The organism is Tardiphaga sp. 768_D3_N2_1, from assembly GCF_052076105.1.
Lineage (GTDB): Bacteria > Pseudomonadota > Alphaproteobacteria > Rhizobiales > Xanthobacteraceae > Tardiphaga.
In genome coordinates, this window is the sequence record NZ_CP197245.1 from 82327 (window position 1) to 106998 (window position 24672).

The 24672-nt window shown below is 61.7% G+C and carries 21 protein-coding genes; 10 read left to right on the forward strand and 11 right to left on the reverse strand.

Features of this window, described 5'->3' with window-relative positions:
* Position 1: 1 nt before the first annotated feature.
* The gene (locus AB8A27_RS00395) at positions 2-913 is read right to left on the reverse strand and encodes a PhzF family phenazine biosynthesis protein (RefSeq protein WP_441240195.1); all 912 of its coding nucleotides are present in this window, start codon (positions 911-913) and stop codon (positions 2-4) included.
* Positions 914-1176: 263 nt separating this feature from the next.
* Here AB8A27_RS00395 and AB8A27_RS00400 point away from each other — a divergent pair, with 263 nt between their 5' ends.
* Positions 1177-1962: an alpha/beta fold hydrolase gene (locus AB8A27_RS00400; protein WP_441240196.1), complete on the forward strand. Its 786-nt coding sequence runs from the start codon at positions 1177-1179 to the stop codon at positions 1960-1962.
* A gap of 108 nt (positions 1963-2070) precedes the next feature.
* Positions 2071-3318: a cupin domain-containing protein gene (locus tag AB8A27_RS00405; RefSeq protein ID WP_441240197.1), complete on the forward strand. Its 1248-nt coding sequence runs from the start codon at positions 2071-2073 to the stop codon at positions 3316-3318.
* A gap of 50 nt (positions 3319-3368) precedes the next feature.
* Here AB8A27_RS00405 and AB8A27_RS00410 read toward each other — a convergent pair whose 3' ends face one another.
* The gene (locus AB8A27_RS00410; RefSeq protein ID WP_441240198.1) at positions 3369-4925 is read right to left on the reverse strand and encodes a serine hydrolase domain-containing protein; all 1557 of its coding nucleotides are present in this window, start codon (positions 4923-4925) and stop codon (positions 3369-3371) included.
* A 114-nt stretch (positions 4926-5039) separates the two neighbouring features.
* The gene (locus AB8A27_RS00415; protein WP_441240199.1) at positions 5040-6161 is read right to left on the reverse strand and encodes an HPP family protein; all 1122 of its coding nucleotides are present in this window, start codon (positions 6159-6161) and stop codon (positions 5040-5042) included.
* 202 nt (positions 6162-6363) lie between these two features.
* On the opposite strand from AB8A27_RS00415, the gene AB8A27_RS00420 reads away from it, so the two are divergent.
* The 3 genes from AB8A27_RS00420 (at position 6364) to AB8A27_RS00430 (ending at position 7830) form a co-directional block, all read left to right on the forward strand.
* Entirely contained in the window at positions 6364-6888 is a 525-nt protein-coding gene (locus tag AB8A27_RS00420) for a carboxymuconolactone decarboxylase family protein (protein WP_441240200.1), read from the forward strand.
* A gap of 42 nt (positions 6889-6930) precedes the next feature.
* On the forward strand, positions 6931-7404 hold the full coding sequence (ybaK, locus tag AB8A27_RS00425; protein ID WP_441240201.1) for a Cys-tRNA(Pro) deacylase: 474 nt from the start codon (positions 6931-6933) through the stop codon (positions 7402-7404).
* Between the two features lie 123 nt (positions 7405-7527).
* Positions 7528-7830, forward strand: a complete 303-nt coding sequence (locus AB8A27_RS00430) for a DUF3551 domain-containing protein (protein ID WP_441240202.1) — start codon at positions 7528-7530, stop codon at positions 7828-7830.
* Between the two features lie 162 nt (positions 7831-7992).
* On the opposite strand, the gene AB8A27_RS00435 is transcribed toward AB8A27_RS00430, so the two are convergent.
* From AB8A27_RS00435 to AB8A27_RS00450, 4 genes are all read right to left on the reverse strand, one after another.
* Complete coding sequence (locus tag AB8A27_RS00435) at positions 7993-8181, reverse strand: hypothetical protein (RefSeq protein ID WP_441240203.1); 189 nt, start codon at positions 8179-8181, stop codon at positions 7993-7995.
* Positions 8178-9323 carry a PepSY-associated TM helix domain-containing protein gene (locus AB8A27_RS00440; protein ID WP_441244788.1) on the reverse strand — a complete coding sequence of 382 codons (1146 nt, stop codon included), beginning with the start codon at positions 9321-9323 and terminating at the stop codon, positions 8178-8180. The genes AB8A27_RS00435 and AB8A27_RS00440 overlap by 4 nt, the downstream gene beginning before the upstream one ends.
* Positions 9324-9476: 153 nt before the next feature.
* Positions 9477-11810, reverse strand: coding sequence for a TonB-dependent siderophore receptor (locus AB8A27_RS00445; RefSeq protein WP_441240204.1), 2334 nt, complete (start codon positions 11808-11810; stop codon positions 9477-9479).
* 217 nt (positions 11811-12027) lie between these two features.
* Positions 12028-13737 (reverse strand): methyl-accepting chemotaxis protein, encoded by a 1710-nt coding sequence (locus tag AB8A27_RS00450; protein WP_441240205.1) that lies wholly within the window; start codon positions 13735-13737, stop codon positions 12028-12030.
* Positions 13738-14044: 307 nt separating this feature from the next.
* Between AB8A27_RS00450 and AB8A27_RS00455 the strand changes: the two genes are divergently transcribed.
* Both AB8A27_RS00455 and AB8A27_RS00460 read left to right on the forward strand, forming a co-directional pair.
* Positions 14045-14959, forward strand: coding sequence for a DMT family transporter (locus AB8A27_RS00455; RefSeq protein ID WP_441240206.1), 915 nt, complete (start codon positions 14045-14047; stop codon positions 14957-14959).
* Between the two features lie 48 nt (positions 14960-15007).
* Positions 15008-15811: a sugar phosphate isomerase/epimerase family protein gene (locus tag AB8A27_RS00460; protein WP_441240207.1), complete on the forward strand. Its 804-nt coding sequence runs from the start codon at positions 15008-15010 to the stop codon at positions 15809-15811.
* Between the two features lie 62 nt (positions 15812-15873).
* On the opposite strand, the gene AB8A27_RS00465 is transcribed toward AB8A27_RS00460, so the two are convergent.
* Both AB8A27_RS00465 and mbfA read right to left on the reverse strand, forming a co-directional pair.
* Positions 15874-16167, reverse strand: a complete 294-nt coding sequence (locus AB8A27_RS00465; protein ID WP_089263582.1) for an antibiotic biosynthesis monooxygenase — start codon at positions 16165-16167, stop codon at positions 15874-15876.
* 154 nt (positions 16168-16321) lie between these two features.
* Complete coding sequence (gene mbfA, locus AB8A27_RS00470) at positions 16322-17293, reverse strand: iron exporter MbfA (protein WP_115033921.1); 972 nt, start codon at positions 17291-17293, stop codon at positions 16322-16324.
* A 406-nt stretch (positions 17294-17699) separates the two neighbouring features.
* Here mbfA and AB8A27_RS00475 point away from each other — a divergent pair, with 406 nt between their 5' ends.
* The 3 genes from AB8A27_RS00475 (at position 17700) to AB8A27_RS00485 (ending at position 20797) form a co-directional block, all read left to right on the forward strand.
* On the forward strand, positions 17700-18686 hold the full coding sequence (locus tag AB8A27_RS00475) for a Bug family tripartite tricarboxylate transporter substrate binding protein (RefSeq protein WP_441240208.1): 987 nt from the start codon (positions 17700-17702) through the stop codon (positions 18684-18686).
* Positions 18687-18847: 161 nt separating this feature from the next.
* Positions 18848-19138, forward strand: a complete 291-nt coding sequence (locus tag AB8A27_RS00480) for a GIY-YIG nuclease family protein (RefSeq protein WP_441240209.1) — start codon at positions 18848-18850, stop codon at positions 19136-19138.
* A 303-nt stretch (positions 19139-19441) separates the two neighbouring features.
* Positions 19442-20797: an esterase-like activity of phytase family protein gene (locus AB8A27_RS00485; protein ID WP_441240210.1), complete on the forward strand. Its 1356-nt coding sequence runs from the start codon at positions 19442-19444 to the stop codon at positions 20795-20797.
* A gap of 101 nt (positions 20798-20898) precedes the next feature.
* Here the strand turns inward: AB8A27_RS00485 and AB8A27_RS00490 are convergent, their stop codons facing one another.
* Positions 20899-22530, reverse strand: coding sequence for a methyl-accepting chemotaxis protein (locus tag AB8A27_RS00490; RefSeq protein WP_441244789.1), 1632 nt, complete (start codon positions 22528-22530; stop codon positions 20899-20901).
* A 262-nt stretch (positions 22531-22792) separates the two neighbouring features.
* On the reverse strand, positions 22793-24481 hold the full coding sequence (locus AB8A27_RS00495) for a cache domain-containing protein (RefSeq protein WP_441240211.1): 1689 nt from the start codon (positions 24479-24481) through the stop codon (positions 22793-22795).
* Between the last annotated feature and the right edge of the window lie 191 nt (positions 24482-24672).

The window sequence follows — 24672 nt, forward strand, 5'->3', positions numbered from 1 at the left end:
CTTACAGGTCGATACGTCCCTGCATCACCGGCACACAGCGGCCAGAAATGCGAACGCTGTCGACATGCCCGTCGCGCTTCTGCACCTCGACCTCGATGAGGCTGCGGCGCCCCATCTCGACGCCCTGCTCGATGGTGATGTTGCAGACCGCGTCACGGCGCGGATCGAGCGTGACGAGATAGGCCGCGAGCGCCGCGGAGGCGCTGCCGGTGGCAGGATCCTCCGGAACGTTGTCGAGCGGTGCGAACATCCGCGCGCGCAGGTGATCGAAACCATCGCCGGCACGGACATAGATGAAGGCCGAGAACCGATCGTCGGGAGAGTGATGTTTCTGCTCGGCCTGCGCGAAGGCCGTTGTGTTCGGCCGCGCGGATGCCAGCGCATCGAGATTGGCCAGCTCAGCCACCGCGAAAGGCAGACCGACGGACACCATGCGCGGCCCGTGCGTTGATGTGACGATGGCCTCGGGCGCGAGTGAGATGCAGGCGGCCATCAAGGTGCGATCAATCTCACCCTGCATCGCGAGTGGCTGCGGCGCGACGAAGCCGGCGCTGACAATCGCGTCGCCATCCCGCAGCAGATCGAGATGGACAAGGCCCGCCTTCTCCTCGAACACCATGTGATCGCCGACAGGCCTGCCGAAGGCCGTGCTCTGGCGGCCAAGCACGTAGGCTGTACCGACATTAGGATGACCGGCAAAAGGGATTTCAGTCGTCGGCGTGAAGATGCGAACGCGTGCAGTATGCGCGGGATCATCCGGGGGAAACACGAAGGTCGTTTCCGAATAGTTGAACTCGGTGGCGATCTTCTGCAGCAGTCCCTCGTCGATGCCGCGGGCATCGGGAAAAACCGCGAGTGGGTTGCCGCCGAAACGCTGGTCCGTGAACACATCCACGGTGACATAGTCGATCATCCTGTAGCCCTCACCATTCCGTTACCGCCGGTATCGCCGACGTAACAGTCGGCGCCAACCCCGCGTATTCGTAGCCATAAACCTAGGTATGCCTGCTGCACACCACCGTCCGATTCACCGCAGCCTCGCCATCCCGTAAATCGGATAATGTCATGCCGATCCGCTCCCGTTCGAGCTGACCGGCGCGAGCCCGTCAAGTGCAACATCCATGCTTCCCTTGTCCTCCGGCTGAAACAATCGCCGGGCAACCGAATGGTGATATCATGCTGATGAACTCCCTCTCCAAGACGACGCTTCGTGCGATGCTGATGGCGACCATGTGCCTGCTGACGGCACCGATGGCGCAGGCTGCAACCGCAGCGCCCGTGAAAGCCAAGAACGTGGTGCTCGTGCATGGCGCCTGGGCCGACGGATCGAGCTGGGCCGGCGTCATTCCGCTGTTGCAGAAGGCAGGCCTGCATGTGACGGCCGTGCAAAATCCACTGAGCTCGCTGGACGACTCCAATGCTGCGACGCGCCGCGCTCTGGCCCTGCAGGACGGTCCGACAGTCCTTGTCGCGCATTCCTGGGGCGGCACCGTGATCAGCGACGTCGGTACCGACCCGAAGGTCTCGGCGCTGGTCTATGTCGCCGCCCGCGCGCCAGACGCCAATGAGGATTTTGTCGCGCTGTCCGGCAAATTCCCGACGGGCGAAGTCCGCGCCGGCATCCAGACCAATGACGGTTACACGCTGCTCTCCGAAGACGCTTTCCTGAAATACTTCGCCAATGGCGTTCCGCGCAAACAGGCCGAAGTGCTCTATGCCGTACAGGGCTCGACCGCCGCGTCGATCTTTGCGGGACGCACCAAAGCAGCGGCCTGGCACGACAAGCCATCATTCTATGCTGTCTCGAAAGAGGACAAGACCATCAATCCCGATCTCGAACGCTTCCTGGCCAAGCGCATGAATGCGACGACGATCGAGCTCAATGCCGGCCATCTCTCGCTGGTCTCGCATCCCAAGGAAGTGGCCGACCTGATCCTCGCCGCCGCAGGCGTCAAGAAGTAGAGCTGCCTCTTCCCCCTTGACTGCGCGCGTCGGGTGTTACCCGGCGCGCATCGCTTCCATCGATTCAAAACCATGACGCAGAACCGCGTCGCAACAGGAGGACGTCCCATGTTCTCACGGAGAGATCTCATGGCAGCAACAGCATCGGGCATCGTGATGACCGCCGCAGCATCCGCACAGGCCGCGACATTCGGCAATCCGGATCTGCCGCCGCAGGGCGCGGTCAACGCCAGGGGGCCGAACAATCTGAGCGATCCCGGCCCACAAAACCCAATCATCGCCGGCCAGTTCCCATCCTCGCAATTGCCGCCGGCCACGGATGTTGGCGGCATGGCGCTGCCCTGGGCCACGTTCAACAATGCACCGCGGCGGATCCAGAACGGCGGCTGGGCACGGCAGGTGACGCAGGCGGATTTTGCGATCTCGACCACAATCTCCGGCGTCAATATGCGGCTCACCGCCGGCGGCATCCGCGAGATGCATTGGCACCAGGCCGGCGAATGGGCGATCATGACCTACGGCTCGTGCCGGGTGACGGTGCTCGACAATCAGGGCCGGCCTTATGTGGCCGATGTCAACGCGGGCGACCTCTGGTACTTCCCGTCCGGCGCGCCGCACTCGCTGCAGGGCCTCGGCCCCGATGGCTGCGAATTCGTGATCTGCTTCGATGACGGCCAGGCCAACGAGTTCAATACGCTGCTGCTGTCGGACTGGATCGCGCACACACCACCGGAAATTCTCGCCAAGAATTTCGGCGTGCCGGTCGAAAGCTTCGCGAAAATCCCGCTACAGAATCTCTGGATCTTCCAGGGCACGGTGCCCGGCACGCTCGCGGCCGATCAGGCCTCGTCCTATCGCGATGCGGATGTCGCGCTCTATCCGTTCACCTATTCGCTGGGATCGTCCAAGCCGGTCAAATCGACACGCAACGGCGAGATCCGGATTGCCGACACCAGCAACTTCACCGCTTCGGCGACGATCGCGGTGGCGCTGGTCACGGTGAAGCCCGGCGGCATGCGCGAGATGCACTGGCATCCGAATGCCGACGAGTGGCAGTATTATCTCGCGGGCCGCGCGCGGATGACATTGTTCAATTCCGGCCCGAACGCCACCACCATCGACTTCACACCGGGCGATGTCGGCTACGTCAAACGCAACTTCGGCCACTATATCGAGAACACCGGCGACACCGACCTGCAATTCATCGAAGTGTTCCGCACGGCGCATTACGAGGAAGTGTCGCTCTCCGACTGGCTGACGCACACGCCGCCGGCGCTCGTCGCGCAACATCTCAACGTGGCACCGGAGGTCATCGCCAAATGGCCCCGCCGGGCGCCAGGCATCATGCCGGCCTGACGCGGCAGGACCGCACGGGAGGTCTCAGGACTTCCCGTGCCTTTCGGCGATCAACCACCGGACTGTCCGTCGATCGCAACGTCGACGCCTTCATAGTTCTTGCCGCGTAAATGGACCTTGTCGCCATCGAATGACAGCGTCCATTTGCGCGTACGGCCATCTTCTCCGAGAGTCCTGCGCTCGACCTCGAACGCATGTTCGTCGAGCCACTTCCCCTTCACGGCAATAATCCCGAAACCCGTTGGGGTTCCCCTGCGGTAGCGCCCGTCGAGCCCGAGAGGACCACTGATTTTCTCAGCCCCTCTCGTGGGATCGCGACTATAGATTTCGAAATCATAGTGCGGATTAGGCCCTACGAATGTCAGCGACAGCGACTTCACACCGAGGGGATTGGACGAAAAGGCGTAGGTCTTGCCTGATACCGCAGAGGCGATCGGAGGCGCGTCCTTAACTTCCGCCTGCGCCTCGGTTGAAATGGCGCGAAGAACGCTTGCGAGTCGCGCAGCGCCTGCGGGGTCCGGCTGTATCGCTGTCTCGGATCTGACAGCCTTTGGGATGGAGTCCACGATATCGGTCACTGGGCAACTGTCTCGGCCGGTCGTCACGGCAACGAGATCCAGCGCTGGATAAACCATCACCAACTGGCAGTGCAGCCCGCTCGCCCAATAGACATTGCGGTCGGGTCGCGCCCAGAAGAAATTCGAGTAGCGAAACTCCGGAGCAAAAGAGAGCTTCATGTCCACCGTGGCGTGGCTCACTCTGTCGATCCAGGCGGGCGACACCAGCGTCTTGCCCTCCCACATCCCGTTGTGCAGATACAGATAGCCGAATTTCGCCATATCGCGCGGATGCAGCGCCAGACCATATCCACCGGTCGCAATGCCCTGTGGATCGCGGCGCCATTTCCACGCGGTGATGCCCAACGGATCGAACAGCTTCGCTTTCGCGTAATCCTCTGTGCTCGTCCCGGTCACTTTGGTCAGGATCGCCGACAGCAAATGCGCATTTCCGCTATCGTAGTTGAAGCCCTCTCCCGGCGAAGCAGCCATCGGACGATCGAGAATGTACTGGATCCAGTCCCGGCTCCGCTCCATGCCGACCGTCGACTCCAGTGAACCATTGACACCAGCCCGTCCGTCCCGCGCCAGTCCGGACGTCATGTCCAGCAAACTCTGCAGCGTGATCGCCCTCTTGTTGTCATCGAGATTCGCAGCACTACGATCGCTGAAAAATGCCAGCATCCGCTGATCCGTGCTTTTCAGGAGACCGTCCTGCAATGCCATCGATGTCAGCGTACCCACCACCACCTTGGTGACCGAGTTCACCACATGCGGCAGGTCCGCCGCGTACGGCGCATAATAGGCGTCAAGAACAATCTTGCCATGACGTACGATCAGCAGACTGTCGAAATCGTTGCGGCTTCCGAGCTCCAACAATGTCGCGAGCGCTGCCGGATCCATGCCCTGCTCTTCCGGCGTGGATGTCTGCCAGCCGTGGGTCGGCCACACCGGGGCTGGAGCTTCGCTGGCAACCGCGCTGCCGAGCAAGGCCACAAACATGGCTAGGCCAAGCACATGCTTCAGAATGGGAATTCGTGAATATCGCATAACGGCCTCGCTGCGAGTTTCAACGCTGCGCGAGAACCATATCCACAGCTACAGATTGTTCAACCGAATTGCGGTTTCATTCCGTCGTCCGCGGACTTGCAGATGCGCGATCGCCTATACGGCAACAGGAACAAGCTTCGCGACCGCGCTGAGCAAATCGGTCTGGGTGATCAGGCCCTGAATCATGCGATCCTGATCGACGATGATGACGGCGTGCGTTCGTCCATCGGTCAGCGTCGGCAGCAAAGTCACCGCGGGCGTCTGCATCGTCGCCGTCGCTGCGGGCGACATGGATTTCCCGACATCGCCCGATTCTTTCATCAGCTCGCGGAGGCCGACCGTTCCGACGAGCTGTCCCTGCATGCCCAGGACGGGGAGCGTGCGGACATTGTGCAACAGCAGCCGCGAGCGGGCCAGTTCGGCACTATCCCGCAATCCAACCGTGACGACATCACGCGACATGATGTCCCCACACAGGATCGTGCCGTGCGAGCGCAACATGGCCTGCAGTTCGACCTGCCGCAGCAGTGTCTCGAGATCATCGGGGCTGATATCGAAGCTTTCACTCAGCGCTTCCAGCGCCTTGTCGATATCCTCGGCGCGAAAGCCAACCCGCAACTCCGGGCTGATATCCGATGTCTGATGCGGATTTGCCGGTGGCACCGGCGCCCTGTGAGGATAGGTCCGCCGCGAGATCTTGTGGAACAGATAGCCCAGCCCGACCAGAAGCACCGAGTTCAGACCGACGGGCACGAATGGAAACAGATAGCCCGACGCGGTCACGATGGGCCCGCCGATGATGGCCGTCAGCGCCGTCGCGCCGCCGGGCGGATGCAGGCAGCGGGCAAAGGACATTGCCGCGATGGCGAGCGATACGCCGAAGCCGATCGCCAGAATCTGATCGGGTACGATATGCGCGACAGCAACGCCGATCAGAGCCGAGATAGTATTGCCACCGATGATCGCCCAGGGCTGGGCCAGTGGACTGGTGGGAACCGCGAAGAGCAGGACAGCGGAAGCGCCCAGCGGCGCCACGATCAACGGCAGGCTGGAGCTGTTGCCCAACACAGCTCGGCAGATCAATCCCGTGAGCACGATGCCCAGCAGTGCGCCCAGGCAAGCGATCATGCGCTCGCCGAGCCGCGCCCCCGCCAGGATGGGAACGAATAGTCGAATACCTGTCTTGCGAGGAGAAACGTCGCTCGAAACGTCCTTTGGGTCTTTTCTTTTTGTCATTGAAACGGGACCAACGCGCGGCTCTGCCAGAATGGCGAACGCCCCCTTTGAACACTATGTGCAGGCGCCTGCAATGTTGAATACGCCACGCGGCCTGACGATCGCGATCTGGCAGAGCTATCCCTGCTCGGCTACAACGGCACGGCCATTCGTCCGAACGCGCCCCATCAGGAGGCGCGACGGCGATCTCAAGGGAGGACCCATGGCCCGCATCGACTACAGCGATCCCGCCGCAGCCAGCGAACGCACCCGCGAGATCCTCGGCAAGAACCGCAATGCCAACATCTTCCGCATGATGGCGCATTCGCCGAGCTACCTCGAACAATATTGCCGGCTCGGCGGCGCCATCCGCAACAAAGGCGAGCTCGATCCCGTCATCCGCGAACTGGCGATCACCCGCACCGGCATTCTCTGCGAGGCGCCTTATGAAGTCGCTGCGCACAAGCGCATCGGCGGTTATGTCGGCGTGTCAAACGAACAGAACGCCGCGCTCGATGACTGGCAGACAGCGAGCTGCTTCACCGATGTGCAACGCGCGGCGCTTGCCTTCACCGACGAGACCGTTGCACTGCATCGCCCGACCGACGCGACGTTCAAGGCCATCGCTGCGCATCTGACACCCGGCGCGCTGGTGGAATTGCAGCTCTCGGTCGGCTTCTACATCATGACCTCGAAATTCCTCGAGACCTTTGCTATCGACATGCAGCCCGTATCCGAGGTCGTCTGAGTTCACCATTCTCTCGCGCGTTCCAATTCCCTTGAGTCTCACATGTCAAAAACCACCCGCGCCACGCAGACGCTGAGCAAGCTCGGCGCCGCGTTCACCCTGCATACCTACGATTACGATCCCGACGCCGAGAGCATCGGCCTGCAGGCAGCGGAGGCGCTCGGCATTGCACCGCAGCGCATGCTGAAAACATTGATGGCCGAGGTGGATGGCAAGCCGGTCTGCGTTGTCGTGCCTTCCGACAAGGAGGTCAGCATGAAGAAGCTGGCCGCGGCCTTTCGCGGCAAGAGCGCGAAGATGATGCGCCCGGCCGATGCCGAACGCATGACCGGCTATCACGTCGGCGGCATCAGCCCGTTCGGACAGAAGAAGCGCGTGCCGATCGCCATGGAGCAGGCGGCATTGTCGGAAAATACGGTCTATCTCAATGGCGGCCAGCGCGGGCTGCAGATCGAAATTGCGCCGGAGGCCGCGCGCGCGGCGCTGGATGCGATGGCCGCCACACTGACGGACTGACGCGCATCACTGCTGTTTGAAGCTCGGGCATGCCGGCGTGATCATGACGCGCTGTCGCAGGCGGGAACGGCGATGTAAGTTGTGCATTATCGGCATCGTAGTTTTCGCAAAGGGAGAACCGTCATGCGCTCAATCCTGGCAGCAGCTGCACTTCTGGTCGTGATGGGCGCCACGCCCTCCATGGCCCGCGAATATCCATGGTGCTCGCGCACCTCGGCCACCGGCTTCAATCCGAGCTGCACATTCACCTCCTATAACCAGTGCATGGCCACTGTGAGCGGCCAGCGCGGCGACTGCATGCAGAACCCGATGCTGGCCTATGGCGACCAGCGCCGCGGCCAGAGCCGCGCTATGCGCGGTCAGCCGGACAGTTGGGACAATGGATGGAACAACGGCTGGAATAATAATTGGGATCGGCGCTGGTAACGCACCGCGCCTCCATCCGTATCAGGTGATCAGCTATGCGCTGGTGCTGGCGAGCGTCGCGGTGGCCAGTACCAGCGCGTAGCCGTAGGATGGGTAGAGCGAAGCGAAACCCATCACCTCAAACTTTGTCATGATGGGTTTCGCGAAGACGCTCTACCCATCCTACGGCTTCCGCCACCACGCCCATGCCACGATCGCAATCGGCAGCCCGACGCCGAACCACGCAAAATAGCGGCCGGGATCGCCGACGAGCAGCGCCGACAGCAAGCCTGCCAGCGATAGAACGCCGATGACGATCGGCGCGCCGAACACGCGCCACCAGTTCGCCCTATGCTGCGGCACCTCGCTCATGACGATGACCCGATCGCTGCCTGAGCGCCGGCGGACAACCGCGCCCCGCGCCTGACCTTGCTGCGCTTGACCGCCCACAGATACAGCCCGCTGCCCAGCACGATGATGGTGAAGACCGTGAGCAGCGCCCAGATGATCTTCAGCGGCATCCCGCCATAGTCGCCGAAATGCAGCGGCTGCGAGACCAGTACCGCTTTCAGATAGGTCGGCAGTTCGCGGGTGTCGGAAACCTCACCGGTCTCGCCATCGAGCAGCACGGGTTTCACCAGCCGTGAGGTCAGCGGGGTATCTCCGCGCAGAAAGACGGCGAAGTGGTGGGTCGAGGTGAACGGCGTGCCGGGGAATGCGATGAAGGCCGGGTCCATGCCCGGCGCGACCTTCATGGCATTGCCAAGGACCTTGTCCAGCGACGCGAGCTGCGTCGGTGTCGGCTTGCCGGCATAGGGCACGGCCATGGCAGCCAATTCGTTGCGCTGCCAGATGCCGAGCATGACCTCGGCATAGGCGTTGATGACACCGGTGCCGCCGACCACCAGCGCCCAGATGATGGTGACCACGCCGAGCAGATTGTGCCAGTCGAGCCACAACACCCTGCGCGATTTCTGTTTGCGGATCGCTGCGAAATTCAGCCGCCGGGTGAATGGCCAATACAGCACCACGCCGGAGACGATGGCGATCATGAAGAGGAAGCCCATGACGCCCATGAACCACTTGCCGGGAAGACCAAGATACATGTCGGTATGCAACCGCAGCATCACCAGCATGGGGCCGGTGCCGAGCAGACCCACCGGCTTCGCCGTATAGGCATCGAATGCCTTCACCACCGTGGTCTGTGGATCGGAGGTCACCGATGTGTTGGTGAAGGTCGAGACCATGCCGGGCTCGTCCTTGTCCCAGGCCATATAGAGCAGCACGCTGCCGGGATGATCCGCGATCGCCGCGCGGCCGATGGCATCCAGGCTGAGCTTCGCCGCACCGGGCGCATGCACATCCATCTTGGGCGCATAGCCGAGCGCCTCGTCGATCTCGTGATGGAAGATCAACGGCAGGCCGGTGAGGCACAGCAGCAGCAGAAACGTTGTCGAAATCAAGCTGGTCCACTTATGGACAAGCGACCAGATGCGAGCCGTACGCGCTTTCAGGGGATCAGTCCTTCTTCATTCGCCAGGCCGAAATAACCAATATCGTCCCCGGCAAGCCGGAGACGATATTGGCAGATCATTTTGACGTGGCGATCGTGCGGCGAGCGGTACGGGCGGCGACCTATTGTCGAGCCGGCCCGCTCACCCGTACCGTTACCACTTGTAGCCGATGCTGCCCGTGATGCGGCGCCGGTCGCCATAGAAGCAGGCATTCGCGGTCGAGCAGTTGGCGACGTAGATTTCGTCAGTGACGTTGTTGGCGTTCACCGCAAAGCGCCAGTTCTGCCAATCGTAGTGCACAGCGAGATCGCCGAGGGTCCGCGACGGCACGGCGAGCGTATTTGCAGTATCGGCGAAAGAGCCGCCGACGTAACGCACGCCGCCGCCGAAGCCGAAGCCGCGCAGGATGCCGTCCTGGAATGTGTAGTCGGCCCAGCCCGACGCAAGCTGGCGCGGCGTGTTGGTCGGCACCTTGCCGATCAAAGTCGGATCGGCATTCGAACTGTTGAACAGGTTGTAGGTGGTGAACGAGCCGACGACCTTGAGGCCCGGAGCCAAATTAGCGACAGCTTCGAGTTCGAGGCCGCGCGACGTCACCTCGGCGTTCTGCATCTGCAGATTCGGCGGGATGCTGTTCGGATCGGTCGTCAGCACGTTCTTCCGCTTCAGGTCGAAATAGGCGAAGCCGAAGTGACCGTCGAAGCCGGCGGGCTGATACTTGACGCCGATCTCGGCCTGTTCGCCGGTTTCGGGCAGCAGCAACTGACCGGACGAATTGGTGCCGATGATCGGATTGTAGCTGGTGGCATACGACACGTAAGGCGCGACGCCACTGTCGAAGTTGTAGATCAGGCCGGCGCGCCCGCTGAACTTGCTGTCGCTGCGGCCGAGCGGCGCCGTCCCGGTGATCCGGCTGACGTCGTTCACATCGACCCAGTCGTTACGACCCGACAGAACCAGGGTGAAGCGATCAAGCTTGATCTGATCCTGGAGATAGACGCCGAGCTGCTGCTGCGTCAGTTGCGTATCGCGATAAGGCGCGGCGGTCAGCGGCGGAGCACCGGTATAGACCGGATTTAGCACGTTGATCGACGGCGTACCGAAGGCGAAGGCCTGGGTATCGCTGATCGAGTAGTATTTCAGGTCGAGACCGAACAGCGTGGTGTGGCTGAGGATGCCGGTATTGAACCGGTACTCGACCTGGCTGTCCATCTGCGCCTGATCGGCGATGCCGCGGGTACCGAAAGCATAGCGTGCGAAGTCGCCGGTCGTCTGGTTCGCGTAACCATTGCCGGTGATACCGGTATAATTGACATCGACGTGGGCAAAGCGCGCGTTCTGGCGGAAGGTCACGCTATCCGACAGCTTGCGCTCGAACTGATAGCCGAGCATTTCCTGCTCGCGCTTGAACTTGTCGAAATTCGGCTCGCCACCGAAAAAGCTGGTCGGAATGCGGCCGAACGGCGCGTTGGTCACCGTGCCGACATAGGGCAGGAACTGCGCTGCGCGGGTCTCGTTATAGGACGCCGAACCGAGAATGGTCAGCGTGGTGTCGACATCCGGCTTCCAGGTCACCGATGGCGCGATGAAGTAATTGTTGTTCGGCGTGAAGTCGGTCTGCGTTCCACCGTTCTGCACCTGGCCGACGAAGCGGGTGTAAAGCTCGCCATTGCCCGGCGCCAGCTTGATCGGCGTGTTGATGTCGAAGCCGAAATAGGCATTGCCGAAGTTATCGACACCGGTCTCGATGTAGCGGATCGGTTCGGCCTGCGGCGACTTGCTGACGACATTGACGAGGCCGCTGGGGCTGGAACCGCCATAGAGAATCGACGATGGACCGCGAAGGATTTCGACGCGCTCCATGTTGAAGGGCTGCAGCTTCCAGCTTGCATAGGAGGTGTAGAACAGCTGGAGACCGTCGAGGAACACGCTGTTGTCATCGGACTTGAAGCCGCGGATCAGGAACCAGTCGTTGCGGAAGTCGGAGCCGAAGGTACCCGCCGCAACACCCGGCACATAACGCAGGACGTCGTCGAAGCTCCGGGGGCGCTGGTCGCGGATCTGCTCCGCGCCAACCACCGAAATCGACTGCGGTGTTTCGTTGATCGGCGTGTTGGTCTTGGTGCCGGTCGAGCTGCGATTGGCGACATAGCCCTGGATCGGACCGCGCGGGCTCTCCACGAATACGTTGCTGCGCGGGGGCTGCGCTACCGGGCGCGGCGCAACGGCGGTGCGGGCGCGCGGCGTCCGGCTCGGAGCGGCCGTCGCACGGCGACGCTGTTGGTTGGGTTGATTGACGACCACCGGCGGCAAAGGTTGCGCCCCGCTCTGCGTAGAACTGGACTGCGCCAGCGAATAATCAAGCGTGATGACGCTGAGCGCGCAGACCGACGACAAAAGTGCGAAACGCGACAGACGAATGGTGTTGCTCAAGGTGATCCCCGAAATCTCATCCGCATCGACATAGTCGATGGCGGATGCCCTCATGTGATGGGTCGGGGTTAAAGGGACGGCAGCGTCACCGCCAATAGAAGCGTTCCAAACAACAAGCATTCTGCGGCAGTGTGACAACACTGTCGCAGAATTTAACGGTTCTAAATTCAGCGGGTACTTTTCTCAGCGAGATACAGCCAAGGCGCGACGATTATTTCTGTCCGGAAACATTTGGGACGCCTTCGCTCTGCGATTCTGTGGCGGTGGATAGTTACGCGGCACGCACCGAGCGCAGAAAGTTCCCGACCTCATGCTTCAGTCGCGTGCTTTCGCTCGACAGTGACTGCGCTGCGGACAGGACCTGCGTTGATGCGGAACCTGCTTCCTCGACACCGCGCTGCACGTCGGTGATGTTGGAACTCACCTGCATCGTGCCCGCTGCGGCCTGTTGCACGTTGCGCGAAATCTCCTGCGTGGTGGCGCCCTGCTCTTCAACGGCCGATGCGATGGCGGAGGCGATCTCCGACATCTGGCCGATGGTGGTCGAGATTTCCCTGATGGCCGAGACCGAATCCTCGGTCGCCTTCTGGATGCCGCTGACCTGCTGGCTGATTTCACCGGTGGCTTTCGCGGTCTGCTCGGCCAGCGCCTTCACTTCCGCGGCAACTACCGCAAAGCCACGCCCGGCTTCTCCGGCCCGTGCGGCCTCGATCGTTGCATTGAGCGCCAGCAGATTGGTCTGGCCCGCGATGTTGTTGATGAGCTCGACCACATCGCCGATGCGTGCTGCGGCCATCGCCAGTTCGCTGACGCGGTTGTTGGTGTTGTCAGCCTGCGTAACGGCCTCGCTGGCGATGCGCGCGGCACCCTGCACCTGACGGCTGATCTCGTGCACCGACGACGACATTTCCTCGGTGGCGGATGCAACCGACTGCACGTTGGTCGCAGCTTCTTCGGATGCCGCAGACACAGCGATCGCCAAAGCCTGCGAGCGATCCGATGTTGCCGTCAATGTCGTGGCCGAACCTTCCAGTTCCTTCGAGGCGGATGACACGGTCTCGACGATCTGGCCGACGGCGCCTTCGAAATCGGCGGCGAGCTTCATCATCTCTGCCTTGCGCTGTTCGGCGCTGCGGCTTTCCGTGGCGATCTGCGCGACCTTCATGCGTTCGACTTCGAGGCCGTTCTCCTTGAATATACTCAGTGCCGTCATGATCTCCCCGATTTCGTCGGCGCGCTTGCTGGCCGGAACGTCGACGGTGAGGTCTCCTTTGGCGAGCTTGTTCATCGTGGCGATGCTCGCCTTCAGCGGACGTACGATGGTGCCGCGCGCAACGAAATAGCTGAGCACGATCGCCAGCAGCATGACCGCAACGGTCGCATAGACGATGGTCCACAACGTGTCATTGGCCGTCTCGAGGAAGTCGACCTTCTTGATGCCCACATAGAGAATGCCGATCACGTTGCGGCTGGCGTCGAAGATCGGATCGTAGACAGTCATATAGGGCTCGCCGAGGATGGCCACTTCACCACGGAATGCGGTCTTGCCGTTGAAGACCGCGTCATAGGCCGGCCCCTTCGCGAGCTGCGTGCCGATGGCACGCGTGCCATCCGGCTTCATCACATTGGTCGAGATGCGAGTATCGTTCATGAAGATCGTGGCGGTGCCGCCGACCAGCGCCTTGATCTTGTCGACCGCAGCGAAATTGCCGTTCAGCGGCTTGCCGTCCGCAAGCAGCTTGCCATCCGCGAGACTGTATTTGTCGCCGCTCTCGCGCAGCACGTTCCAGGCAACGCGCATGTTGGTTTCGACCCGCTCCGTCGCGGATTTGGCGGCACCCTGTTCGAGCACATATTTGGCAACCAACGTGATGCAGACGCCGAGGATGAGAATGCCGGAGACCGTCATCAACATGATGCGCGGGCCAAGACCGAGACCCCGGCGGCGGCCGGATTTGGGTTGGGAGTCGGACAACGACATTGCAATCTCCTGTCGCGCACCAACCCCTCGGTTGTGCACTCAAAGCAAAACAAGTTCCATCATTTGGATTCACTTTTATCCGGAAGCCATTGGGAAGCAGTTAATGTTCGCCAGGCGAAACGGTATAATTGTCTGATTTTTCAGGTATTTCGGCATCTTGATACCTTAATTGGTGCCCATTCGGAGCGCCCATTCGACATATGTACCGATGCTCGCTCCGCTGCCGCGCATGGAGCCCGAGCGCCAGCGTGACTTGTGCCACCCGGCGAACTGCCGCCTATGGAAGGCTGCATTGACCATCGAGCCGATGACCCCTTCCGCTCCGCCGCGACAAACGATCGTCGGCTGGTTCGCCAACCAGCCTTATCTCCTGCTCAGTCTCACCTCGCTGTTCTGGGCCGGGAATATTGTGCTCGGCCGCTATGTTGCCGGTCATGTCCCGCCGGTGACGCTGGCCTGCGTGCGCTGGATCGGGGCCTTTTTCCTGTTGCTGCCCTTCGCCTGGACGCATCTGCGAACGGACTGGCCGGTCTTCCGCGCGCAGCTTTCCCTCATGACCATGCTGGCGCTGACCGGCTTCGCCGCCAATACGGTGCTGGCCTATTGGGGCCTGCAATACACGCAGGCCCTGAACGCGCTGCTGATCCAGTCGTCGGGCCCGCTCTGCGTCGCGCTGTGGACGCTGATCCTGTTCGGCGTAAGGCTGACGCTGGCGCAACTGCTCGGCATCGTGGTCTCCATGGCCGGTGTGCTGATCATCATCCTGCGTGGCGATCTCACCGCACTGGCCAGTATCCAGATTAACAAGGGCGACGCGATGCTGTTCGCAGCGCTGCTGGTGTTCGGTATCTATTCGGCGCTGATGCTGCGGCGGCCGGTGACCCACCCGATCTCGCTGATTGCTTTCACCACCGCCGGCGGCGCGATCCTGACCCTGCCGGTCAGCATCTGGGAACTCAACTCGGGATCGCCGCTGATCTTCGACACCGTGACATTGCTGACGCTCGCTTATGCCATGATCTTTCCGTCGGCGCTGGCCTATCTGTTCTTCAATCGCGGCATCGCGCTGATCGGCCCGAACCGGGCTGCACCGTTTCTGCATCTCATGCCGGTGTTCGGCTCGGTATTGGCCATCGCGTTTCTCGGCGAGCAGCCGCAACTGTTTCACCTCATCGGCTACGTGCTGGTACTGTCGGGCGTATTCATCGCATCACGGCGATAGACCGAACATCCGGTCCGGCCAGCCAGACAACGGGAGTAGAAACATCTCATGACCGTTTTCTCGCTCGCCCACCTCACCGTGCTATCGCTGGCGCCGCCAGAGATGATCGACGTTGCCGCGCGCTGCGGCTACCGGAGTGTCGGACTGAGACTGATCGCCGTGACCGCGGAAAGCCCCGGCTACCCGCTGATGAACGACCAGGCGATGATGCGGCAAACCAAGGCGTGTCTCGCCGACACCGGACTGCACGTGCTCGATATTGAACTTATCAAGATCACGCCCGGGATCGACGTCGCGGCGCTTGAGCCGATGCTCGTCGCCGGCGCGGAGCTCGGAGCCCGCCATGTCATCGTCGCGCCCTATGAACCCGACTTGTCCCGTCTCGCCGACCGACTGGCGGCCATCGCCGATCTTGCGGCGCGATACGGCATCATGCCGGTGATGGAGTTCTTTCCCTGGACCAATGTGTCGAACCTGCACAAGGCGCGCGCCATCGTCGAGACCGCAGGCCGCGCCAATGCGGGTATCCTTGTCGATACGCTGCATTTCGACCGCTCCGACAGCAGCCTCGCCGAACTCGACGACATGCCATCGCGCTTGCTGCCGTTTTTCCATTTTTGCGATGCTCCGGCGGAGAAGCCTGGCACGGTGGAAGGACTGCTGCACACCGCGCGCGCTGAACGGCTGCCACCCGGCGACGGCGGCATCGACCTCCGCGCCATCGTCGCGCACCTGCCGAAGCATATTCCGGTCGCGCTCGAAGTGCCGATGGATGCGCTGACCCGGGAGCGCGGCCCCGAAGAAGTCGCGCGCCGCGCAATCGCCGGCGCGAAGCGCCTGCTGGGAGATTGAGAATCCAGCGAGTCATCTACGCGCACATGCCACCGCCCGGCATAGCGCCTGTCCCGCGCGCGTTATGCCAACGTATGAACGATAACCGGCCCGGCTATCGCTGTGGCTGGTCCAATCAGCAAGGGCGCCAGATTCTGTTCGCTCCACGCGAGCCCGCGTCGATTCGACTCCTCCGCGCCCGCGAAATTGTTGAAGATGCTGATCGCCGTCACCGTATCGTCGGACGCATAGACCACATAATAGGCCATGAAACCTTCGACATCACTGATGATCGGAATGGCACCTTCCTTGATCCTGCGCGTCAGTTCCTCAGCCATGCCGGTCTTTGCCTTGCTCTGACGAATGGCAGCATACATGGGACGCTCCTTCACCCGTAAGCTGCCCGCGATCGCACCTGCCGCGATCATGCATCGCACACACTCATCATCGGCGGGACGAGCAGCAGGGTTTCCCGCCGCATAGAACCTACGCCATCCCGCGCAACGACGCCATCTGACGCCTCCCCACCCGCTACGCGCCTCCGATCAATATCCCCACCGCCAGAACGATGACGCCGCCAAGCACCACCTGAAAGACGGCCTGCAGGAATGGCGTATCCATATAGCGCGCCCTGATATAGGCGATGGCCCAGAGTTCGAAGAAAACGACAACACTGGCGATAGCCGTCGCGATCCAGAATGCATTCGGCCAGCTATCCGGCACGAGATAAGGCAGAGTATGACCGAGACCACCCAGCGTCGTCATCAGCCCGCAGATGCCGCCGCGCAGCCACGGCGAGCCGCGTCCGGTCATGGAGCCATCGTCCGACAGCGCTTCGGCGAAACCCATGCTGATGCCGGCGCCGATCGACGCGGCGAGGCCAACAAGGAATGTCTGCCAGTTCTGATGTGTTGCAAACGCGGCCGCAAACAGCGGCGCCAGCGTCGATACGGAGCCGTCCATCAAACCCGCAAGACCTGGCTGGACATATTGCAGGACGAACATCCGGTGGCGGGTGTTGTCCTCCATCGTGCGGACGTCGGACGTCAGGATGGCATCCGATAATTTGGCCGCGAGATGTTCGTGTCCTTTTTCCAGCTCGGCCAGATCGCCCAGCAACTTGCGAACGCCGACATCTGTCGCCTGCTCGGCCGCCTTGGCGTAAAAGCGCTCGGCCTCGAACTCCATCCTCTCGGCCTCCTTGCGGATGGTATCGAGCGACAGGTTACGCGTGAGCCAGATCGGCCGGCGGCGAATGAAGCCCTTGACGTCTTCGCGCCGGATCGGCGGAAGGTTCGGTCCGAAGCGCTCCTCATACATCTGCAACAGCAGATGCCGATGGCCCTTTTCCTCTTCGGCCATCTCGCTGAAGACTTTCGCGGAATCGGGATAGCGCTCTGCCAGATCCTCGGCGAAGCTGAGATAGATCCGGCTGTCCTCTTCCTCGCTGGAGATCGCAACCGCCAGCACCTCGCGTTCGGTGAGCTCCGAAAACGCCTTCATATCAAAGCCTTGCTTAGTTTAGAATTATTCTAATATATACAGGAGCTGCTCTGCATTTGTCAAAGAGCTTTGCGCCTGCGCGGCGCTGAACCTCTCGCGGGTCGGGACGCAATAACGGCGGCGAGTAGGACCGTGATGACACGACCATGCGTGCTCCAGAGGTCGCCCCCGGCATTCACACTGCGCCCGACGTGGAGATGCTGCAGATCAGCGGCCGTCTGAGAGTGCTGTCGCTAACGAATGCAATAAAGTCGGCCTGGTGCCGCAGACGTCCATGCATGGCGAGCACCATCGACAGTATGCTCACCTGAAGCACATACCTTTCCGCTTCCGTGCGTCACCGACCTCCGCTAGTTTGCCCGCAACAAATACGGGCTACCAAGGCCGATTCAGGGAGAAAAGCGGAATGCACGGACTTTCAGTTCTTCGCGGTGTGGCGAGCGCATCGTTTATCGGAGCGCTGCTGTTAGCGTCCCCGAACGCCATCGCACAAACTGCGAACTATCCGAACCGGGCGATCACGCTGGTGCTCCCGTTCGCCGCCGGCAGCGGCACCGACACCACGACGCGCCTGATCGCCAAGGAGCTCGGCACCGCGCTGAACGCCAACACCGTGATCGACAACAAGGCCGGCGCCAATGGCTCGATCGCCGCCAGTTTCGTCGCCCGCGCTCCCGCCGACGGTTACACGCTGTTCGTGACGACCAACACGACGCATTCGGCCAATCCCTATCTGCTCAAGACCATGAGCTATGATCCGATCAAGGATTTCACCCCGATCGCGCGGACCGGCGACCTGCCCTTCATGCTGGTGATCAATCCGGACATTCCCGCCAACTCGGTCCAGGAGCTGGTCGCGCTCGCCAAAAAGGAGCCGGGCAAGTACTCCTACGCATCAGGCAGTTCGTCGGCGATCGTGTCGGGCGCGACCTTTGCCCGCCTCGCCGGGCTCGATCTCCTGCACGTGCCCTACAAGAGCTCGCCGCCGGCATTGACCGATGTCATCGCCGGCCGCGTCAGCATGATGTTCGTCGACGTGCCGACCGGCCTGCCGCATGTCAATGCCAAGGCGCTGAAGTCGCTCGCGGTAACCACGAAATATCGCTCCAAGCTGCTGCCTGAGCTCCCGACCATGGACGAGGCCGGCGTGAAGGGCTTCGACATCACCTCGTGGCAGGGCTATCTCGGCCCGGCCAACATGCCTAAGGACATCGTCGTCAAGCTCAACGCCGAAATCCGCAAGATCGTCGAACGTCCCGAGATCCAGAAAGACCTCGCCAACCGCGGCATGGAAGCCTTTTCCGGTACGCCGGAAGAATTCGACGCCTTCCTGAAAGATCAGCTCAAGGTGTGGGAGAAGCTGATCACGGATGCGGGGATCGAGAAGCAGTAGGCGGCTGGCAACGCCCTCTCAACGAGTCGTCCCCGCGAAGGCGGGGACCCATAGCCTCCGTCCTGTCAAAAGAAGCTCGGCGCCAGCAATGCAGCGTCGACGCACTGACCGTGGTTATGGGTCCCCGCCTTCGCGGGGACGACGTGGAGGGGCTGGCGTGCATGTACTACGTCTACATTCTCGCCAGCGGTCGTCATGGTACGCTGTATATCGGCGTAACTAATAATATGGCTCGGCGAATAATGGAGCACCGGACGGGAAAAGGTTCGAAGTTCGCTCGGGAGTACAAGATTTTCCGGTTGGTCTATGTCGAGAGCTACGACCGACCCAGCGATGCCATCACGCGTGAAAAGCAGCTCAAGAAGTGGAATCGTGACTGGAAGATCCGGCTGATCGAGACGGACAATCCCGAATGGAGCGACCTGTCGCCGCTGCTGGCGAATGGCTTGTAACTTGGCCGTGACCTTTCAACGGGTCGTCCCCGCGCAGGCGGGGACCTATAGCCTCAGTCCTGTCAAAAGAAGCTCTCGCGGCAGAGTGTCGAAGCACTGACCGTGGTTATGGGTCCCCGCCTGCGCGGGGACGACTGGGAGAGACCTGAGCAGGATGACGATAGCGATAGCCTAACCCGCAGGCTCGGCGACTGCATGTCGCAGGGTTTTCCCCTCTCGTCATTTCCTTGTCATGAAATTGTCAGCGCAGCGTAACGCCCGCGCCCCAGAACACGCCGCATGGTCACCACAAAGGAGACAACCATGCGCAGCACATTCCTCTGCTCCGTCGCTTCCCTCGTCATGCTTTCCACCGCAGCCTTTGCGCAGTCGGAAGGCGAATTCCCTGCCAAGCTCGCCGGCCATGCCGTGCTGCCGGCGACGTCGACCATCGACGCGCCTGCGGATGCGCCGAACGACCTGAAGACCTCGGGCAAATACACCACCGGCAAGCGCGTCGACGCGCTCGGCACGGTGATGGGCAAATCCTATGAGCGCCCGACCGGCATCTCGCTGCCGATGAAGGGCCAGCCGCTGCAGGGCCACTCCGGCATCAAGGTGATGCCCGACGGTTCGTTCTGGGTGCTGACCGACAACGGCGCCGGCTCGCGCTACAATTCGGCCGACTACATGATCTATCTCAACCACCACAAGATCGACTGGAAGAACGGCAAGGTCGAGAAGCAGGCCACCGTGTTCCTGCACGATCCCGACAAGAAGGTGCCGTTCCGCATCGTCCATGAAGACACCGCCAAGCGCTATCTGACCGGTGCCGATGTCGACACTGAAGGCTTCCAGATCATCGGCGACAATTTCTGGATCGGCGAGGAATTCGGCCCCTACATCATCAAGGCCGACAAGACCGGCAAGGTGCTGGCCGTGTTCGACACCGTCGCCGACGGCAAGCCGGTGCGCTCGCCGGATCATTGGTCGGTGCAGTCGCCAGGCGCACCGGGCGCCACCTACACCACCGTCAACCTGCGCCGCTCCAAGGGCTATGAAGGCTTCGCCTCCTCCAAGGATGGCAAGTTCCTCTACGGCCTACTCGAGGGCCCGATCTGGGATGCCGAGAAGAAGGACTGGGAGAAGGTCGACGGCAAGGAAGCATCGCGCATCCTGGAATTCGACGTCGCCAACGAGAAGTTCACCGGTCGCTACTGGCAGTATGTGTTCGAACAGAACGGCAATGCCATCGGCGACTTCAACATGATCACCGCCGACAACGGCCTGATCATCGAGCGCGACAACGGCGAAGGCACCAAGGACAAGGCCTGCGCCGAGGGCAAGCGCGGTGAAGACTGCTTCCCGGATCTCGCCAAGTTCAAGCGCGTCTACAAGATCGAGCTGAACGACGCCAATGTCGGCAAGCCGGTGCGCAAGGTCGGCTTCATCGACCTGATGAAGATCCAGGACCCGAACAAGCTGGCCCGCAAGCCGCTCAACGACGGCGTGCTGACCTTCCCGTTCTTCACCATCGAGAACGTCGACCAGGTTGATGCCACCCACATCATCGTCGGCAACGACAACAACCTGCCGTTCTCGTCGAGCCGCGAGCCGAACAAGGCCGACGACAACGAGTTCGTGCTGCTCGAAGTCGCCGACTTCCTGAAGGCGAAGTAAGCAACGCGAGCAGGCTCCGCCCGAAACGACGAAAGCCCTCCCGCAAGGGAGGGCTTTTTGCTGTCCCCTCTCCCGTTTGCGGGAGAGGGGAAGAAGAGCCGCTACGCAGCACGGACCTTGGTCAGGAACTCGTCCACCGCCGTCCGCAACATGCCGGACTGGGTGTCAAGCTCCCTGGCATTCGACAACACCTGCGAGGCCGCCGTCCCGGTCGCTTCTGCTGCGCTGCTGACGCCGCCGATATGTTCGCTGATCTCGCTGGAGCCCGCCGCCACCGACTGAATGTTGCGCGCGATTTCCCGCGTGGCCTCGCCCTGCTCCTGGACGGCCGTGGAGATGCTGGTGGTGATCTCGCTCATCTGCGCGATGGTGCCCGTGATAGCGCTGATCGAGAGCACGGCTTCGCTGGTCGATGCCTGCATGGCTGCGACCTGGGCGGAGATCTCCTCGGTAGCCTTGGCGGTCTGGCTTGCCAGCGCCTTCACTTCGGAGGCGACCACCGCAAAGCCGCGGCCGGATTCACCTGCGCGCGCCGCCTCGATGGTCGCATTCAGCGCGAGCAGGTTGGTCTGGGAGGCGATGCTGTGGATCAACTGAACCACTTCGCCGATCTTCTCAGCGCCGCTGGACAGTAGTTGAACGGTCGCATTGGTGCGTTCCGCATCGCCGACCGCCTTGCTGGCAATTTCGCTCGATTGCGATACCTGCCGCAAGACTTCGCTTACCGAGGCCGACAATTCCTCCGCAGCAGCTGCAACCGTGCTGACATTGTCCGAAGATCGCTCCGACGCAGCGCCGACCGTCGATGCACGCGAACTGGCATCGCTGGCGGTTGCCGTCATGGATTGCGCCGTGGTCTGCATCCCTGCCGCCGCCGTCGAAACGGAGCGGACAATGCCGTTGACGCTGCGTTCGAAGTCATCGGCGATGCTCTCCATGGCCGAACGCCGCTCGGCAGACGCACGCGCCTGCGACTCGGCTTCGATCTTGTCGAGCCCGCGAATCCGGACCGCGTTGTCCTTGAAGACCTGCACGGTCGATGCCATCGCGCCAATCTCATCGCCGCGCCCGGCCCCGGGAATGTCATCCTCAAGCGCGCCATCGGCCAGCGTGCGCATCCGCGCGCCGAGCTGGCCGAGCGGGCGGCTGATGCTGCGACCGATGACCCAGGCGATGCCGCCCGCGACCACACCGATGGCAAGGATCGCCAAACCGAGCGCCCAGATGATCGGCTTCAACCTCGCGTCGAGGTCTTCCAGATAGGCCCCGGCGCCTACATACATGTTCCATCCGGGGATCGCAGCGGCATAGGCAACCTTGCGCAGCGGCTCCGTCTGGCCGGGTTTGACGTAGTCATAGAACATCGTGTGCTCGCCCTTGGCAGCAACACTGTCGCGCCACTCGCGACCGATCGCCTTGCCATTGGTCACCACATCGAGACGGTTCTGACCAATCTGCTTCGCATCCGGCGACAACACCGTCACGCCGTCCATCATGGAGCCAAACAGGTAGCCCGCGCCGTTGTCGTAGGTCATCGTATTTGCGCGGCGACCGAATTCAGCCATCGCGGCTTCCTTGGTGAGCTGACCGGCATCGACCTGTTTTTGTAGTCCGATCGCCACGCTGCGCGCGGCATCGACGAAGTGGCGAAGCTCCTCGATCCTCGAGGTCATCATCTCGCGCTGAACGAAATATCCCGCGAGAACGCCAGATGCGCACAGGCCAAGCAACATGACACCCACCAGAATACCGAGCTTGGGTGTGATCGTCAGATTATTTATTCTCACAATGATGTCTCCAAAAAAGGTCTGGCGTGCTCCGATACCAATCGGGGAGAAGAGTACCAAAGAGACCTTTTTTAGTTCTTACAAACCATGCCCCGCAGAACTTCAAATCCTGCGGGGCAAGTCTTGTCCTGCATGGCAAGTCTTGCGTCATGATTGGAGCACAACAAAAATCCTTCCGCACAAGAGGAAGGAAAACGACTCTACAACTTTACGCTGCTCGAACCTTGGCGAGAAAATCGTCCACTGCCGCACGCAGGATACTCGACTGGCCGTCCAGCTCCTTCGCATTCAACAGCACCATGCCTGCCGCCTGCCCCGTTGCTTCCGCCGCTGCGCTGACACCGCCGATATGAGCGCTGACCTCGCTCGAGCCCGCGGCAACCGACTGGATGTTGCGCGCGATCTCCTGCGTGGCCGAACCCTGCTCTTCGACTGCCGACGAGATCGTCGTGGTGATCTGGCTCATCTGCGCAATCGTACCAGTGATGGCGTTGATCGAGTTCACAGCCTCCTGCGTCGAGGCCTGCATCGCCGCAACCTGCGCCGAGATTTCCTCGGTCGCCTTCGCCGTCTGGCTCGCCAGTGCCTTTACTTCCGATGCAACGACCGCAAAGCCGCGGCCGGACTCACCGGCGCGTGCCGCTTCGATGGTGGCGTTGAGCGCAAGCAGATTGGTCTGCGATGCGATGTTGTGGATCAGCTGCACGACCTCGCCAATCTTCTCCGCACCGCTGGAGAGCTGCTGCACCGTCGCATTGGTGCGCTCCGCATCGCCCACTGCCTTGCTGGCGATGTCGCTCGACGCCGCCACCTGACGCAGCACTTCGCTGACCGATGCCGACAGTTCTTCAGCGGCGGCCGCAACCGTGCTGACATTATCGGATGAGCGTGCCGATGCCGCACCGACTGTCGATGCGCGCGAACTCGCGTCGCTGGCCGTCGCCGTCATCGACTGCGCGGTGCTCTGCATGCCAGTTGCAGCGGCCGAAACCGAACGCACGATGCCGTTGACGCTGCGCTCGAAATCATCGGCGAGGCTTTCCATCGCCGCACGACGTTCGGCCGCAGAGCGGGCCTGGGATTCCGCCTCGATCTTGTCGAGGCCGCGGATACGCACCGCATTGTCCTTGAACACCTGAACCGTTGCAGCCATGGCGCCGATCTCATCGCTACGGTCGACCTCCGGAATGGCCTCGTCCAGCGCACCATCGGCGAGACCACGCATGCGCGCGCCGAGCCGGCGCAGCGGAACAGTGATACTGCGACCGATCATCCAGGCGAGTGCACCGAGAATGACAATGACCGCAAGTGCCGCGATCATCACGCTGCGCGCACTTTCCCAGAGCTGTATCTGCAAGTCGTCGATATAGACGCCGGTGCCGATGACCCAACCCCAGGGCTCGAAACCGACGACATAAGAGAGCTTCGGCTGCGGTGCGTCCTTGCCGGGTTTCGGCCACAGATAGTCGACGAAGCCAGCCTTCTGCTTCTTCACGGTATCGACGAATTCGACAAACAGCCGCTTGCCGTTCGGATCCTTGTTGCCGGAGAGATCGCTGCCGTTCATCTCGGGCTTGATCGGATGCATCACCATGCGCGGCTGCAGGTCGTTGATCCAGAAGTAATCGCCATTGCCGTAGCGCAGTTTGCCGATGCGCGCCGCAGCGGTCTTGCGCGCGGCCTCGTCCGACACACCGCTACGCTGGATCGTCGCGTATTCTTCCTGCGCGATGCCGAGCGCCAGCTCCGTGAGATGGGTCAGCTCGCTCTGGCGCTGCTGCTTGAGGGAGTCGCCGAGAGTATTCAGCTGCATCCAGGCCAGCCCGGCAAGGCCGAGGAAGCTCAAGCCAATGATGCTGTAGAGGCGAAGGCCGATCGAAATCTTCAAACGATTCATGGGAAGTATCCCTGTAGGGTGCGCTGAAATAAGCGCATCACCATCGCAGGGTGTAGTTGCCAGTCCGTGAAGTGGTGTACTGTTCCGCTTCTGCAACCGCGGTTATAGGTTACCTTGAGCGGGCAAATACTGGCGATGCAGGTAGCCCTGCACCGGTCCGACCTATCACGAACCAAAATAAATTGGCGGTG

Bases quoted from the DNA above. Each gene is read 5' to 3' on its own strand.
- AB8A27_RS00495 (WP_441240211.1), bottom strand. From the start codon at position 24,481: ATGAATCGTTTGAAGATTTCGATCGGCCTTCGCCTCTACAGCATCATT.
- AB8A27_RS00415 (WP_441240199.1), bottom strand. From the start codon at position 6,161: ATGACAAAAAGAAAAGACCCAAAGGACGTTTCGAGCGACGTTTCTCCT.
- AB8A27_RS00410 (WP_441240198.1), bottom strand. From the start codon at position 4,925: ATGCGATATTCACGAATTCCCATTCTGAAGCATGTGCTTGGCCTAGCC.
- AB8A27_RS00395 (WP_441240195.1), bottom strand. From the start codon at position 913: ATGATCGACTATGTCACCGTGGATGTGTTCACGGACCAGCGTTTCGGC.
- AB8A27_RS00445 (WP_441240204.1), bottom strand. From the start codon at position 11,810: ATGAGGGCATCCGCCATCGACTATGTCGATGCGGATGAGATTTCGGGG.
- AB8A27_RS00435 (WP_441240203.1), bottom strand. From the start codon at position 8,181: ATGAGCGAGGTGCCGCAGCATAGGGCGAACTGGTGGCGCGTGTTCGGC.
- AB8A27_RS00400 (WP_441240196.1), top strand. From the start codon at position 1,177: ATGCTGATGAACTCCCTCTCCAAGACGACGCTTCGTGCGATGCTGATG.
- AB8A27_RS00480 (WP_441240209.1), top strand. From the start codon at position 18,848: ATGTACTACGTCTACATTCTCGCCAGCGGTCGTCATGGTACGCTGTAT.
- AB8A27_RS00490 (WP_441244789.1), bottom strand. From the start codon at position 22,530: ATGTTGCTTGGCCTGTGCGCATCTGGCGTTCTCGCGGGATATTTCGTT.
- AB8A27_RS00405 (WP_441240197.1), top strand. From the start codon at position 2,071: ATGTTCTCACGGAGAGATCTCATGGCAGCAACAGCATCGGGCATCGTG.
- AB8A27_RS00420 (WP_441240200.1), top strand. From the start codon at position 6,364: ATGGCCCGCATCGACTACAGCGATCCCGCCGCAGCCAGCGAACGCACC.
- AB8A27_RS00465 (WP_089263582.1), bottom strand. From the start codon at position 16,167: ATGTATGCTGCCATTCGTCAGAGCAAGGCAAAGACCGGCATGGCTGAG.
- AB8A27_RS00430 (WP_441240202.1), top strand. From the start codon at position 7,528: ATGCGCTCAATCCTGGCAGCAGCTGCACTTCTGGTCGTGATGGGCGCC.
- AB8A27_RS00475 (WP_441240208.1), top strand. From the start codon at position 17,700: ATGCACGGACTTTCAGTTCTTCGCGGTGTGGCGAGCGCATCGTTTATC.
- AB8A27_RS00485 (WP_441240210.1), top strand. From the start codon at position 19,442: ATGCGCAGCACATTCCTCTGCTCCGTCGCTTCCCTCGTCATGCTTTCC.
- ybaK (WP_441240201.1), top strand. From the start codon at position 6,931: ATGTCAAAAACCACCCGCGCCACGCAGACGCTGAGCAAGCTCGGCGCC.
- AB8A27_RS00455 (WP_441240206.1), top strand. From the start codon at position 14,045: ATGACCCCTTCCGCTCCGCCGCGACAAACGATCGTCGGCTGGTTCGCC.
- AB8A27_RS00460 (WP_441240207.1), top strand. From the start codon at position 15,008: ATGACCGTTTTCTCGCTCGCCCACCTCACCGTGCTATCGCTGGCGCCG.
- AB8A27_RS00450 (WP_441240205.1), bottom strand. From the start codon at position 13,737: ATGTCGTTGTCCGACTCCCAACCCAAATCCGGCCGCCGCCGGGGTCTC.
- mbfA (WP_115033921.1), bottom strand. From the start codon at position 17,293: ATGAAGGCGTTTTCGGAGCTCACCGAACGCGAGGTGCTGGCGGTTGCG.